Origin of the sequence: Legionella lytica (assembly GCF_023921225.1) — a bacterium.
GTDB lineage: Bacteria > Pseudomonadota > Gammaproteobacteria > Legionellales > Legionellaceae > Legionella > Legionella lytica.
The window spans coordinates 1,918,380-1,930,647 of record NZ_CP071527.1 but is presented as its reverse complement, the minus strand read 5'-3'; the positions used below and the strand labels follow the sequence as shown (position 1 = coordinate 1,930,647).

The following is a 12,268-nucleotide window of genomic DNA, read 5'->3' as shown; positions in this document are numbered from 1 at the left end:
TATTTTAAGGGCATGTCTTTATCATGCAATAAAATGCATCCATATAGACATTTGTCTCTATATGGTCTATATTTGATATCAATAGAGTAATATAACAAGGTGATTGATATGCATGTTAGTACAAGCCCCATTAATGCAATCCCTGAGGAAGTTGTATGGAAGTCTTTATTTAATCTTGTTGAGCGTTTTGACCTTAAAGAGTCTGAGGCACGTATTCTCATGGGGGACATGCCGCGTTCAACCTATACTTCTCATCGGTCAAAGCTGAGCCGAGATCAGAAGGAGCGTGTTTCTTACCTTTTAGGAATTTATAAGGATTTACGCATTTTATTTGATGATGCCGAGCAGGCGAGAACTTGGATTAATCGTAAAAATACATTACCGCCATTTAATGGCTTAACCCCCAAAGAATACATGTTAGAAGGGGGGATAGTTCGTCTTGCGGAGGTACGAAAATTTTTGGACTTTTGGCGAGGATATTAAATGCACTCATCAATAAATTATGAAAAAAATGTGCATCGACTGGTTCCTTCAAAATTTCCGCCCATCTCATTGTTTGATTGGGCGGATACAGAGGAAGAACTTGAGCAAATCGCTTTACTTGAAGGATTAACAAATGAGCGTATACAGTCTGAACTAGGCCGAATAAATTTAATTCCTAAAGAAGATTGGATTGGAGGGCCAGGTTCAACGCCACTTATGGCCGCATTTACTCATATTGGCCAGCCCTCACGGTTTACAGATGGAAGTTATGGTGTTTATTATGCCGCTTGCTCGTTAGAAACCGCTATAAAAGAGACTGTTTTTCACCGCGAACGGTTTTATAGTGCATCCCAGGAAAAGCCTTGCGCGATTACCATGCGTGAATACATTGCTAAAATTAAAAAACCATTAATTGATCTGAGAAGCAGTGAATATAGTGAGTTATTAAACCCAGACCCGATGTTTTACGATAAAAGTCAGGCTTTTGGAAAAAAGGTTTATGATGAGAAGCATTGGGGCTTACTTTATCCGAGTATTCGAAATAATGAGGGACTATGTATGGCAGTTTTTAGGCCGCCTGCGTTGACTTTACCCAGGCAGGGTTGTCATCTTCGTTATATGTGGGATGGAAGCCGTATTTCTGAGGTATATCAAGAAAGCAAAATCGCTAATTTTTGAGAGGCCTAGCCTGGTTGTAGGCCACTCTATCTTATGTATATCTCTGTGGGCACTCTGTAGTTTACTATTAAGTTAAGGCTGATATTTATACAGTTTAGGTGGGTCCACAGCCCCAACACGTCATTGCAAAATTTCCATCATTTATTCCTTGCATGGTTATGAATCAGCATTTGATGATGGCATTTTCTATGATAGGGAACAGTTTTTGCAAGGAGCCTTATTCTGCTGCTAGACTTTCTTTTGCGGCTTAATTAATGCGAGAAATGTAAGGACAATTTTATTATGGATATAAGAACAAAAAGATTTGCTATCGCATTGACATTTATAGCCTCACAATCTGCGTTTAGTGCAGTCACTTCGGGACAGATTACTATTATCAATGGATTAGCCAATGAGACAGGCTCAGGGACGGGAACTACGGCATCAAGTATTAATGTGCAAGTTTCAGATGCTACAGGCTTTTGTGCTACTACACGAACAGTGAATTATAACGGTTCAACAGTAGTTAAGTGGGATTCTACAAAAACGCATTCGGCAACCCAATGCACACGAATTGTTTCGGTTAAGGTTACTCCGTTGAAAACTCGTGTAGGTACCGTAAATACCATTCTTTACGATACAACCACATCTACGACTGTGCCTGCACTTACGGCAAGTGGAGCAGTTACCTATATTGCCCCAACTAATCCAATGTCTAATTTAGTTCTTTTAGTTACAGGCTCAGGGGAGCCAAGTTCTAATCAGGCAGTTTCAGGAACTGGCTGGGGAATTAATGCGGCATCGACTCCCGTTTTTGATATAAACAATGGGGCATTGACAGTGGTTGGTGTACCTGGTGGAATGGGGTTGGCTGGATTTCAAGCAGAGAAGACCGCAAGGCTTTATGGTGTTCTCCCGTATGTATCTGAATAAAAAAGGAAGAGGTTTGTTATGGATGAAAGAGGGGGTCAATTGCTTAAGTTAACTATGGCTTTTTTTGTGTTGGTTTCTGGAGCAGCATTTAGCGCGGTTACTTCAGGGAAAGTTACTATTATTAATAGTTTGGCCAATGGGATAAATGTTGGTTCGACAGCCACAAGTATTCTAGTTCAGGTTTCTGATCATATTGGCGCTTGTTCATTGAAGCAGATGTTAAATTTTAATGGTTCACTCATTGTAAAATGGGATGCAAAAAAAGCACATTCTGCAACTCAATGCACGGGAATCACGTCGGTTTCGGTAACTACCTTACGAACAATTATCGGCTCAACGAGCACCATTATTTATGATTCAACTACGAGTACGCCAGTGCCTGCAACCAACGCAACGGCACCAATTCATTATTTAGCACCCACGGTTCCAGTAACTAATTTAGCTTTATTAGTTACTGGAACAGGAATTCCTGCATCAGCCCAGGCTGTTTCAGGAACTTCTTGGGGAATTGGTGCTGCTGCAGCGCCTGTTTTTGATTCAACAAATGGGGATTTGCTTACTATGGGGGTACCAGGTGGGGAGGGAATGGCTAGGGTTAGGATAGAGCTGTAGTGATGTTTTAATTTTCTCTCTCGCATTCTCGCGGTCAAGCCGTGGGAATGCGGTTGTTGTAGTTCGCGTGCTTGCGGTGTCTTAATGTTGACACCATACGTGAAGGGTTACATTATTTGTTAGCATAAGTTCGCCAATAAGTCGGTGTTTTAAACGTCCCAACGGATGCCCTAACCTTATTAAGAAAAGTAGGTCCGGGGTCCTCTTTATCTGTTTGATAATTAGGATCTAACTCCTGCCAAAGTGGTGTATTTTTAAAACTTAAATAGTCATTATGCCCAATAACATATTCTATTTGTGGGTATTTTTTCTTTAAATGACAGACTAAAAATGCATTTGCTTTAACCTGCGCATCTGTCAGATCATCTTTACCGTCTATCCCACCAATATTTTCAATGCCAATGGCATAGTGATTCAGACCGATTACATGGCGTGCCATCCAATTGTCGGGCATGAGTTGATAAATGCTGCCATCACGATCAACTACAAAATGACTTGATACATTCAACGCTCCTGGCAAATCCTTAGTGCGTGGGGAGTTTTGTGGAAATGCAGGGGAGTCAAATACACGGAACGTTACTTTTAAGCTGGAGATACAGGTCCAATGCAACACAATCATTTTAGGCTCAATTTTGATTGATTTAGAGTTTATTCCATAATGATCTTTTTGATATTGCTGAGTTAAGGCAATGCGCTCTTTGCCAAATTGAATTGGAGCTTGATGAATCACTTGGGGCTTTTCACAAGAAAAAGCGTGCGCAAATGAGTTGATAAAGCATAAAAAAAGTAGCGAGTTTTTCATATTAGTTTTTTAACACCATAAAATAAGCATTTACATAGTCCGGTAAATGGCGATTAGCCTTATAAAATGCGTCATTACCTGCATATGTCCCTGTCAGAAAATCAACTTGATATTGGTTATGTGTAAAAGCCCCCCCCGTATCGGCAAAAATACCGGCTCGAGTTATTAGCTTTCCTGAATGATCCGGGTATTGCACCATCAGTAATTTACCCAGACCAAATTGCTCAAGATCCGCCGCAAAGGTTACTTCGCTATTTACGGTAATTTTATGGTCTGCATCTTTACCATATCCTTTAATGCCATTAACTTGTTTGAAGAACCAATAACGCTCCTGCTGGTAAGGTGACTTGGTTTTATCATAAGCAATGTTGTTGCAACGATGCACATTAAAAACTTTAGTTTTATGGCCTTGATCCATAAATTCAACGACAATCGTGCCTTGTAGCAATGCTGCTTCTAAATCAGTACGCTTTAAATAGGCCAATACGGGTACATTTTTATTTGCCAAAGCGCCTTTTATTATGGCTTGTTTTCCATAATGAAAACGTGTTAATCCCGGTTTTGTATTTGCTTCTTCAAGTGTTAATGCGGCCTCATCTTGAGGAAGAGCATACAATGCAACAGGGTAGGACGGATTAGGCTTGGACACAGCCTTTGCCCGATGCACATAATATTTAGTCATCAAAATTTTATCTTGGGGCAAGTGAGCAAGAAGGGCTTTTTGGGCTTTAAGTGGTTTTGCCTGCGCTTGATCAGGATACCAACGAACAAAGTCAAAATGTTGTTTCACAAAAGCAGGGTCATTCAATTTACTTTGATTTTGACAAATAAAGCTTAATGTTTGTTTCACTCGGGCAAGAGGTATTTTAAAAACTTTTCCCTCATGAATTACTTGAGGATCATAGTGTTGTCCTTTATTTAAATAGGCTAAAGTTTCTTTAGCTGTTGCACATAAGGCAGAGCCATTTAGCGTGTAACTTTGGGCTGGGAGCGGTTCTGTGGGAGTAAATTTTGCAGTGGCAAAGCTTGGGCTACAAACGAGCATCCCCAAAAAGAAGGCTTTAAGGTTCATTGTTAATATAAGTAAATGAAAAACAAGATGATATCACATTTTAGGGGCGAGGTGATTCAAAATCGCAGCCAAGAGCCTTGGATAGTTTGTTATCAATTACTTCATGAAGCTCTTTTTTTAATGCTTTTTTAAATGATGATAGAACTCCAAATGGTGTAATTGCGTCGATTCTGGCATTAAAGTCTTTTTTCCATGCACGTACTAAGAGCAAACTCGCATTACCTTTGGCATTGATGGCATCATTCATGAGCTTTATGCAATTAGAAACCACTTTTTTTGCTTCCAGCTTATGTTTGTATTCATCTGTTTTTAACAACTCTTGCAGTATATTAGGCTTGCAGCGTTTAAGCATTCTTTTTTCTAGTTCTTCTATTCGATGTACTAATTGATTGCTTTGTTCAATCTGCCGAACTACTTTCCCTTTTGTTCCTAAATACTCTTGTTTTAACGTGGCCAATTGTTTGGCTTGTACCTCTTGGTTATGTTGTTCAACAGTTGCCTGTAATTCGGGAATATACTTTGCCGCCGGGCGCTCACTGAACACTTCAATACAACAATCCGAACCAAAAGGGGGATTGACCATGGTATATCCCCATTTTTTTTCAACAATCTCCATTTGCGGATATTCATCTGGAATGATGTTTTTTTTCGCTTCAGCAGTAAGTACTTTTAAGCCGAATTGTGCCCCATAGATTTGCATTGATGTTGACGGATCAATGTGTACACAATAATCCGAAATAATGCTGTCATTATATAACTCAATACTGTTGGATGAGACGCAATGCTCGATTTGGCTAGGTAAAATTTCGTCGTTATTTTCCAGTATACGGCGAATAAGCTGTTCTTTACTGTGTTGTAAGCCATGGTCTAAGCAGATATCAATAGCTTGTGTATAACAGGCACCTCCATGAGTTTTTACCTCAAAAACACTCCCTGTTGAAATAATAGAGCCATTTTGTTCACTGATATTATCTGCATGAAAGGTTACTTGCTCATCGTGTTGCTGTGAAAATAAGGAGTTGACTCCATCATAATTAACATCATTTTTAGAGGCGGTATTTTTAGAGAAAACATGAATTGTGGGGTGGGTGCCGCTCTCAATAAAAATGGACATATTTAATAAGGTGCCATCTTGGTTTTTCACTGCAAATGAGCTTAATAAAATATGGATATTTGGCGTTAATTTTTCTGCCATTTTTTCTATCTTATTTAAGATTAATTGAAATTCAGTAAGCGTTAATGCTTGCTCAGTGTAAAAAGAGAACTCATGGGTAGAGAGACGAGTAATGCTATTTTTTTTATCTTTTTTTAACTGGTAGCCATCTGACTCTAGTTCACAATTAATTGCACCATGGTATTCATTAGCAAATGCAAATAGGCTTGTAATATATGCTTGAAGGCGATTTATAGTCGGGTGCTTTGATGGGCTATTTATGGAGGGAACTGCTTCTCCGTAGGGAGTAAAAGGCGTTCTAACGACTAAATCAGTAATCGCAACATTTTGGTTTAATTGTTCAAGGACACTCTTCTGCTTCTGAGACACCTTATTAAGTAAAGGTTTAATTTTTTCAAGAGCAAGGTATGTACTGGCCAATTCATCAATAAACATAGAAAACCGTCCTACGAGGATGTTGAATCCTATTTTTTGTGATTTATGTGCTTCTTTAATCCATTATAGGCAATAATTGGGTGTTTTGATTAGTCTGTAATCTTTTCTGGTTTGCGCTGAGGGAAATAAAAAGCCTAAAAACATAAATTTTTGTTTATTATTTTGTCAAATATGTAATAATCTAGATTGACCCCATGTTTAACAAGCAGGATTTTTTTATTAAAAATGAGCATGGTATGATTAATTTAGGATTTAGTGACTGGGAAATTGATGAAATATAGTTTGCTTGATAAGGCTTATAAGCATTGTGTTCATAATGGTTATCGATATACAGAGCCACGGGAGAGGGTGCTTAAAATATTAGTAAATGAAAATAAACCATTAGGCGCCTACGAAATTCTAGAAAAGCTTTCTCAGGAAGTAAAAAATCCTAAGCCGCAAACTGTCTATAGGGCTATTCAATTTTGGCATGAAGAGGGCTTTATTCACTGTATTGATAGCCTTAAATCTTATGTGGTTTGCTTGCATGAGCATCATGTAGGCCAGACGCAATTTCTTATTTGTAATCATTGTGATTTTGTTCAAGAACTTGATTGTGTTACTGATATTAATCCTGCATACAATGCCGCGAATCAAATTGAATTCTCTATTAGCAATATAACTATTGAAATTAAGGGATTATGTAAGCATTGCAGGAGTAGTTAGCCCTTCTTCAATGAAGCTAAGGAAGGGCTATTAAGGTACGAATTATCTGACAAGAACATATCGACCATTGCGTACCACATATTTGTGGCCGTTATGGTAAACAACTTTGTTCTGATAAGTAACGGGTTTTCCGGTTACAAGGCCAACACCAGAGCCGACTACGTTGCCTACAAATCCCACACCTTGACCCACTGTGTGAGCGCCATATCTCACGCCATTGCCTACGGTATTAACGCCGTACTTTATCCCATTTCCCACAGTATTGGTCGTGTATCGAACGCCATTTCCCACGGTTTCACCGGCAGTATTCATTGTGTTACAACCGGATAAACTCAAAACCGCAAGTAAGGCTGATGATGTAATGATTAGTTTTTTCATTATTTTCCTCCATGAGAGTGATTCTTTAATGATCACACCTTAAGAATATAGTACAAATTTTAGTCATTTGCGTTTAGGTAGGAAGCTTTATTATTAAGCTAAGCCATAATGAGTCATTCCTGTTTCTCCAGGAATGCCCATTTATGAGATTTAAGCTGCTGAGGAGTTAATGGAGTCGATAAATTATAGAAATAAGCTGCGTGTGTATGTTTTAGTATTTCCTGGTGATTGCGCAAATTTCCCCCTGTTTATAGCTTAGTAGGAACACACTCGACCTCATAGATAACAAAAGGAGGCGCTTTGTGCGTTTTATTGTATTGGTTTTGATATGCCTCAAACGTATTCCATCGTTTGTAGTATCGTCATTATACCCTAAGTTAACTATGATATTCTTAAATAAAACAATGTGATTAATTAATACCCTAGTCCATGATTAATAAGTATAAAGTTTGTTCTTAAATTAACAAAATGCATTGCACAACAGGCTCGATTGTTTTAGTCTAACTTGCCTTGATGTTGATTTTAATTTCATTCTGTGTAAAATTGTTTCCGCTATGAATAAGAAATTACTTTGTACAACTATTATTATTGGCCTTGTTTTGTGCGTTTGGGGATTGTTGCATTACAAAAAACCTCAGGAGTCTCTTAAACAGGAATCTCTTTCAAAGGTTAGCGGTGTTAGTAAGCCGCCGAAGATAATAAAGAAGACCCCAAAGCCCTCTGCAAAAACAGTAAAATTAATTGCTGATGCCGCATGTAAGACGGTTTCTAAGCAGGTAACAGCTCAATCAGCTAAAGCAGCAAATATAGCCCATAAAAGCGAGCTACCAAAACCTCATGAAAAACCAATTAAAGTAAAGCGTAAGATTAGCGGTAATCTTGCTTTGTCATCGGTATCTTTTGAGGAATTGCCAGGTTGGGATACGGCTGATGTTAAAAAATCGTTATTGGCATTTAAGTTGTCCTGTGAAACCTTTTTGAAACAACACCCTTCACATCCGATTGGTTCTCAACATATTAAGCTAAAAGTAGGGGATTGGCATCCTGCATGTAAGGCTGCGGTTGCTATTGAAACCGTTTCAGAAGACATTGCCCGAACATTTTTTGAAAAATGGTTCCATCCGATTAAATTTGAACAAAAAAAACCAGTTAAGGGCTTATTTACGGGCTATTACATGCCGCAAATCAAGGGTGGGCTAAAGAAAACATCCAAATACAGTACGCCTATTTATGGCTTACCCCAGCGTGGGGGACGCAATAAGACGCGGGCGCAAATTGATAATGGTGCGCTTAAGAAAAAGGCTCCAGTTATTGCATGGATCCATAGCCCTATTGAACGATTATTTCTAGAAATTGAAGGGTCGGGGGTTATTCTTTTGCCTGATGGCAAGAGTATTTATCTTGGCTATGCTGGGGAAAATGGGGCGCCTTATACTTCAGTTGCCAAGATCCTCATAAATAAAGGAATTATGACGCGTGATAATGCTTCTAAAGAAGCCATTATTCGTTATTTGGAAGCTCATCCACAAAAAGCAAAAGAGATTATGCATCAAAACAAGTCGTTTGTTTTCTTTGAGTCATTAAAGAAGCCGATGGCTCTAGGTGCTCAAGGAATGGCTCTTACACCAGGTTACTCTTTAGCGGTAGACAAAAAATGGATTCCTTTAGGCGCACCATTATGGTTAAGTACTACACGCCCTAAAAAGGATCATGATGAGGAAAAACGCCTACAACGCCTTATGATTGCTCAGGACACAGGCGGCGCAATCCGTGGCTTTATGCGGGGTGATATTTATTGGGGCTCAGGAAAGATGGCTGCCTTTTTGGGCGAGCATATGAAGAATCGAGGCCGTTATTGGCTTTTATTACCAAAACATATTCTTAAGGGTTTTGCTAAAAAGTAGTGATAAAATGTAGGTTAGCGCTGCGCATTGCGAAGCCCAACATGGGTGTGGAATTGAGGTTCAGTTGTTGGGCTTCGTTACACTCAGCACCAACCCGCGACCCCATATTTGTGTGACCTCATTCCATACAGGGATAAAGGTAAGAACCTTTATCCCTGTTATCTATTGAAATTATAATGGTGGAGGTGGAGGCCGTCGTCCTAGCAAACCCAGAATTAAAAATACTAGGAAAATGACCAGGAATAAAAAGAATAATATTTTTGCAATCCCTGCAGCGGCTACGGCAATACCCCCAAATCCAAATGCTGCAGCAATAAGTGCAATAATAAAAAAGGTTAATGCCCATCCTAACATGATGTACCCTCCTTATTACTCTTATCTGTTTAAAAAGAATTATGCTACTTTTTAAGTATAGCTCGCTCTGCTGAAGTGGTTTAACTAAAGAGCAAATTGAAATAAAAAAGCATTTAGGAACAAAATATTTGTTTTACTGTGCTATATCTACCATAATAGACCCTTTTTCACGCTAATAACCTTATGTCATCGAAGTCACTTACCATTAATTTGTTACAAGAGCTTGCGCAAGCAGCTGAGTTAAATAAAGAGGGCAAGACAGCGGATTACATTCCTGAACTTGCTAATGTAAATCAAGAGTTAACTGCAATTGCCGTACAGCCTATAGGGGAACCTGCGCTCTCTTATAGCAATAGTTCTCTTCATCCCGTTACGCTACAAAGTACTGCTAAAATGATTCCCCTGATTGGCTTACTGGAAGAGTTCGGGGAGGAGCAATTATTTGAATGGGTTAAGGTGGAGCCATCGGGAGATGACTTTGCTTCGATTACTCGTTTAGAGCAATTTGGCCCTAAACCCTCAAATCCTATGCTTAATGCGGGTGCAATTACTTTATGTTCACGCATCCCGGGTTCAGGAGAGCAACAATTTAGATGGTTGGAGCATTGGGTACAGAAATTATTTAAAGAGCGTTTAAATATTAATCCCTTAGTTTTTGCTTCTGAAAAACGGACAGGAAATCGCAATCGCTCACTCGCGTATTTATTGAAAAGTAGGAATAATCTAGGTGCTGATGTTCATGAAACTTTAGATCTTTATTTTGCCTTATGTTCTTATGAGGCAATGTTGGAGCAAATGTTGTATCTGCCTACCTTACTGGCTAATGGGGGAAAGGATCCTATGAGCGGTGAGCAAATTATCTCTGTAGAAACTTGCAAAATTACAGTTGCTATTATGACTACCTGCGGTTTATATGATGAAACTGGCACTCACATGGTTAAAACGGGAATGCCTGCTAAAAGTGGCGTGTCGGGTTACACTATAGCGACTGTTCCTGGTAAGGCTGGTATAGCCGTTCTCAGCCCAAGGGTTAACTCCAAAGGCAATAGTATACGTGGGGAAATCATGCTGGAAGGGCTGTCCAAAGCAATGGGATGGCATTTTGCTTTGCCGTGAATTGTAGGCTGGGCTGTGAAGCCTAATTGCACTTACTTAAGGAGTTCGCCTCGCTCATGGTCTCCCAGATTTCGCGGAGCTGTCCAGGCTACTTTTAATGCATTCCGAAGAGCATCCAGGCAATTTTAAATGTAGCCTGGACGCAGCGCCACGAAATCAAAAGCAAAATTGAGATCCCCCCACTGCTCAATATTTAAATCATCAAAATCGTCTAAATGTATTTTATGTTTACGTGTTCCTACAGGCAGAGAATACGCTGTTGTTTTTTCTTTGGCTATTCTACTTGGGAGGTTAGGGACTTTAGTCTCGGATTTGAAATAGGCTCGATCTTGTATCCAGTACTCAACTAGATGCTTATATAAACGAAGACCCATGTCCTATTCAACCCCTATAGCCTCTGTGCTCCATGAATATTTTGCTGCAGTATTAAAAGAAAATATCGACTGTTTTTCTTTTGTAACATAAAGAAAAGGAGCAGGGCTTAAAAGGGACATAAGCTGAGTTCAGTTCAATAAAATGGGGTTATAATTACAACATGATGTTCTTCATTGGCACAGTTATGCAAATATAATTACGATATGGATATATAATTATATAAAACTTGCATGTCAAGGAACGGAGCTATGCGAGAACGAATAGAGGTTGAAATGGATGGCCCTGGAGCGATAGAGCCTCGCAATACCGATAAGGAGATTTTTACTACGGGTTTTAGTGGGTGCACTGTTTTTTATGCGAAAACCGATCAGGGGTATGGGCTTTATCATCTGCGCTCAACTTTGGAAAACAGAGAGAATAGTTTTAATCAAAATTTTAAAGATTGGTTACATCATTTAAAAAGTTATCATGTACAAGATAAGAAAATTCATTTTGAACTAGGGACATCATGTATCACTGTGCGTGGCGATTTTCCTGGCAAGGTTTTTGACACGCATCCTTCTTTAGGCATGGAAACTTATTTAAAACAATTATGCCAACAGGAGGGCATAAATAACTATACTATACTCTTTTTAGATATGTCTGATGTGAAAGATGTTTTTGCAACACCTAATAGAACCTTGTGTTCAAACTACTTAGAGCCCTATATACCTAAAGAAGCAACATATCAAAGTGATGAACAGATACTTCAGTCAGTAGAACAGCTTTGCGACTCATGGACAAAAAAACGATCTGTGGAGTTTATTGTTAGTGACCCTCATATGGGTTCTGATCCGCAGTTGAAAGAAAAATATCGAGAGTTGTATCAACCCTATTGCCAGGAGCTATCCGCTAGAAGAGATGAGTTACTAGCGAAAATACAAAGAATGATGAGTTTTTCTGGTCATGAGCAGAGTGCTATGTTAAAGGATGTCGCTGAGGCTATACGTACGGGGGATTTTAGTTTTTTAAGGGGTGATATAATAGAAAAGCCTTATTATCAAAATCGAACGCCAGATGAGAATATCATTTACAAGGAAGCTTTAGCGTTCACATGTAAGGCTCTGAGTGGAGAACTAGCCCCAATACCTGAAAACCTCCAAACAACAATAACGACGAATACAACGAAAATCACTACCCAATATAAAAATCAGTTGATGGACTCTAAAACAACTGATGAAGAAGTGAATACCAATCGAAAATCCGGTGACTGCACCATTTTATAGGAG

At 39.1% G+C, this 12,268-nt stretch carries 14 protein-coding genes; 8 read left to right on the top strand and 6 right to left on the bottom strand.

Translation table 11 applies throughout. The features are described 5' to 3' along the window. Positions 1 to 108: 108 nt before the first annotated feature. The 4 genes from J2N86_RS08575 to J2N86_RS08560 all read left to right on the top strand — a co-directional run bounded on the left by J2N86_RS08575 (position 109) and on the right by J2N86_RS08560 (position 2,685). Positions 109 to 483 (top strand): MbcA/ParS/Xre antitoxin family protein, encoded by a 375-nt coding sequence (locus J2N86_RS08575; RefSeq protein WP_252578979.1) that lies wholly within the window; start codon positions 109 to 111, stop codon positions 481 to 483. Further along, entirely contained in the window at positions 484 to 1,161 is a 678-nt protein-coding gene (locus tag J2N86_RS08570) for an RES family NAD+ phosphorylase (protein ID WP_252578978.1), read from the top strand. Positions 1,162 to 1,443: 282 nt separating this feature from the next. Beyond that, positions 1,444 to 2,073 carry a hypothetical protein gene (locus J2N86_RS08565; RefSeq protein ID WP_252578977.1) on the top strand — a complete coding sequence of 210 codons (630 nt, stop codon included), beginning with the start codon at positions 1,444 to 1,446 and terminating at the stop codon, positions 2,071 to 2,073. An 18-nt stretch (positions 2,074 to 2,091) separates the two neighbouring features. Then, positions 2,092 to 2,685: a hypothetical protein gene (locus J2N86_RS08560; protein WP_252578976.1), complete on the top strand. Its 594-nt coding sequence runs from the start codon at positions 2,092 to 2,094 to the stop codon at positions 2,683 to 2,685. A gap of 112 nt (positions 2,686 to 2,797) precedes the next feature. Here J2N86_RS08560 and J2N86_RS08555 read toward each other — a convergent pair whose 3' ends face one another. From J2N86_RS08555 to J2N86_RS08545, 3 genes are read right to left on the bottom strand one after another with little or no spacing between them, the layout of a single operon-like run. Continuing rightward, a complete protein-coding gene (locus tag J2N86_RS08555; protein WP_252578975.1) occupies positions 2,798 to 3,487 on the bottom strand; it encodes an N-acetylmuramoyl-L-alanine amidase in 690 nt (229 codons plus the stop codon). A gap of 1 nt (position 3,488) precedes the next feature. Then, positions 3,489 to 4,559, bottom strand: a complete 1,071-nt coding sequence (locus J2N86_RS08550; RefSeq protein ID WP_252578974.1) for a hypothetical protein — start codon at positions 4,557 to 4,559, stop codon at positions 3,489 to 3,491. Between the two features lie 40 nt (positions 4,560 to 4,599). Then, a complete protein-coding gene (locus J2N86_RS08545; protein ID WP_252578973.1) occupies positions 4,600 to 6,168 on the bottom strand; it encodes a hypothetical protein in 1,569 nt (522 codons plus the stop codon). A 270-nt stretch (positions 6,169 to 6,438) separates the two neighbouring features. Here J2N86_RS08545 and J2N86_RS08540 point away from each other — a divergent pair, with 270 nt between their 5' ends. Further along, positions 6,439 to 6,873 carry a Fur family transcriptional regulator gene (locus J2N86_RS08540; RefSeq protein WP_252578972.1) on the top strand — a complete coding sequence of 145 codons (435 nt, stop codon included), beginning with the start codon at positions 6,439 to 6,441 and terminating at the stop codon, positions 6,871 to 6,873. 42 nt (positions 6,874 to 6,915) lie between these two features. Here the strand turns inward: J2N86_RS08540 and J2N86_RS08535 are convergent, their stop codons facing one another. Beyond that, the gene (locus J2N86_RS08535; protein WP_252578971.1) at positions 6,916 to 7,251 is read right to left on the bottom strand and encodes a hypothetical protein; all 336 of its coding nucleotides are present in this window, start codon (positions 7,249 to 7,251) and stop codon (positions 6,916 to 6,918) included. Between the two features lie 554 nt (positions 7,252 to 7,805). Between J2N86_RS08535 and mltA the strand changes: the two genes are divergently transcribed. Then, the gene (gene mltA / locus J2N86_RS08530; RefSeq protein ID WP_252578970.1) at positions 7,806 to 9,155 is read left to right on the top strand and encodes a murein transglycosylase A; all 1,350 of its coding nucleotides are present in this window, start codon (positions 7,806 to 7,808) and stop codon (positions 9,153 to 9,155) included. A 171-nt stretch (positions 9,156 to 9,326) separates the two neighbouring features. Here the strand turns inward: mltA and J2N86_RS08525 are convergent, their stop codons facing one another. Next, a complete protein-coding gene (locus J2N86_RS08525; RefSeq protein ID WP_252578969.1) occupies positions 9,327 to 9,509 on the bottom strand; it encodes a DUF1328 family protein in 183 nt (60 codons plus the stop codon). 183 nt (positions 9,510 to 9,692) lie between these two features. Here J2N86_RS08525 and glsA point away from each other — a divergent pair, with 183 nt between their 5' ends. Beyond that, positions 9,693 to 10,625: a glutaminase A gene (gene glsA / locus J2N86_RS08520; RefSeq protein WP_252578968.1), complete on the top strand. Its 933-nt coding sequence runs from the start codon at positions 9,693 to 9,695 to the stop codon at positions 10,623 to 10,625. Positions 10,626 to 10,750: 125 nt separating this feature from the next. Here the strand turns inward: glsA and J2N86_RS08515 are convergent, their stop codons facing one another. Next, positions 10,751 to 10,999: a hypothetical protein gene (locus tag J2N86_RS08515; RefSeq protein ID WP_252578967.1), complete on the bottom strand. Its 249-nt coding sequence runs from the start codon at positions 10,997 to 10,999 to the stop codon at positions 10,751 to 10,753. Between the two features lie 249 nt (positions 11,000 to 11,248). On the opposite strand from J2N86_RS08515, the gene J2N86_RS08510 reads away from it, so the two are divergent. Continuing rightward, entirely contained in the window at positions 11,249 to 12,265 is a 1,017-nt protein-coding gene (locus J2N86_RS08510; RefSeq protein WP_252578966.1) for a hypothetical protein, read from the top strand. Positions 12,266 to 12,268: the final 3 nt, after the last annotated feature.

Coding starts and splice junctions, on each gene's coding strand:
- J2N86_RS08565 (WP_252578977.1), top strand. CDS start 1,444: ATGGATATAAGAACAAAAAGATTTGCTATCGCATTGACATTTATAGCC.
- J2N86_RS08540 (WP_252578972.1), top strand. CDS start 6,439: ATGAAATATAGTTTGCTTGATAAGGCTTATAAGCATTGTGTTCATAAT.
- glsA (WP_252578968.1), top strand. CDS start 9,693: ATGTCATCGAAGTCACTTACCATTAATTTGTTACAAGAGCTTGCGCAA.
- mltA (WP_252578970.1), top strand. CDS start 7,806: ATGAATAAGAAATTACTTTGTACAACTATTATTATTGGCCTTGTTTTG.
- J2N86_RS08560 (WP_252578976.1), top strand. CDS start 2,092: ATGGATGAAAGAGGGGGTCAATTGCTTAAGTTAACTATGGCTTTTTTT.
- J2N86_RS08555 (WP_252578975.1), bottom strand. CDS start 3,487: ATGAAAAACTCGCTACTTTTTTTATGCTTTATCAACTCATTTGCGCAC.
- J2N86_RS08515 (WP_252578967.1), bottom strand. CDS start 10,999: ATGGGTCTTCGTTTATATAAGCATCTAGTTGAGTACTGGATACAAGAT.
- J2N86_RS08510 (WP_252578966.1), top strand. CDS start 11,249: ATGCGAGAACGAATAGAGGTTGAAATGGATGGCCCTGGAGCGATAGAG.
- J2N86_RS08550 (WP_252578974.1), bottom strand. CDS start 4,559: ATGAACCTTAAAGCCTTCTTTTTGGGGATGCTCGTTTGTAGCCCAAGC.
- J2N86_RS08545 (WP_252578973.1), bottom strand. CDS start 6,168: ATGTTTATTGATGAATTGGCCAGTACATACCTTGCTCTTGAAAAAATT.
- J2N86_RS08575 (WP_252578979.1), top strand. CDS start 109: ATGCATGTTAGTACAAGCCCCATTAATGCAATCCCTGAGGAAGTTGTA.
- J2N86_RS08570 (WP_252578978.1), top strand. CDS start 484: ATGCACTCATCAATAAATTATGAAAAAAATGTGCATCGACTGGTTCCT.
- J2N86_RS08525 (WP_252578969.1), bottom strand. CDS start 9,509: ATGTTAGGATGGGCATTAACCTTTTTTATTATTGCACTTATTGCTGCA.
- J2N86_RS08535 (WP_252578971.1), bottom strand. CDS start 7,251: ATGAAAAAACTAATCATTACATCATCAGCCTTACTTGCGGTTTTGAGT.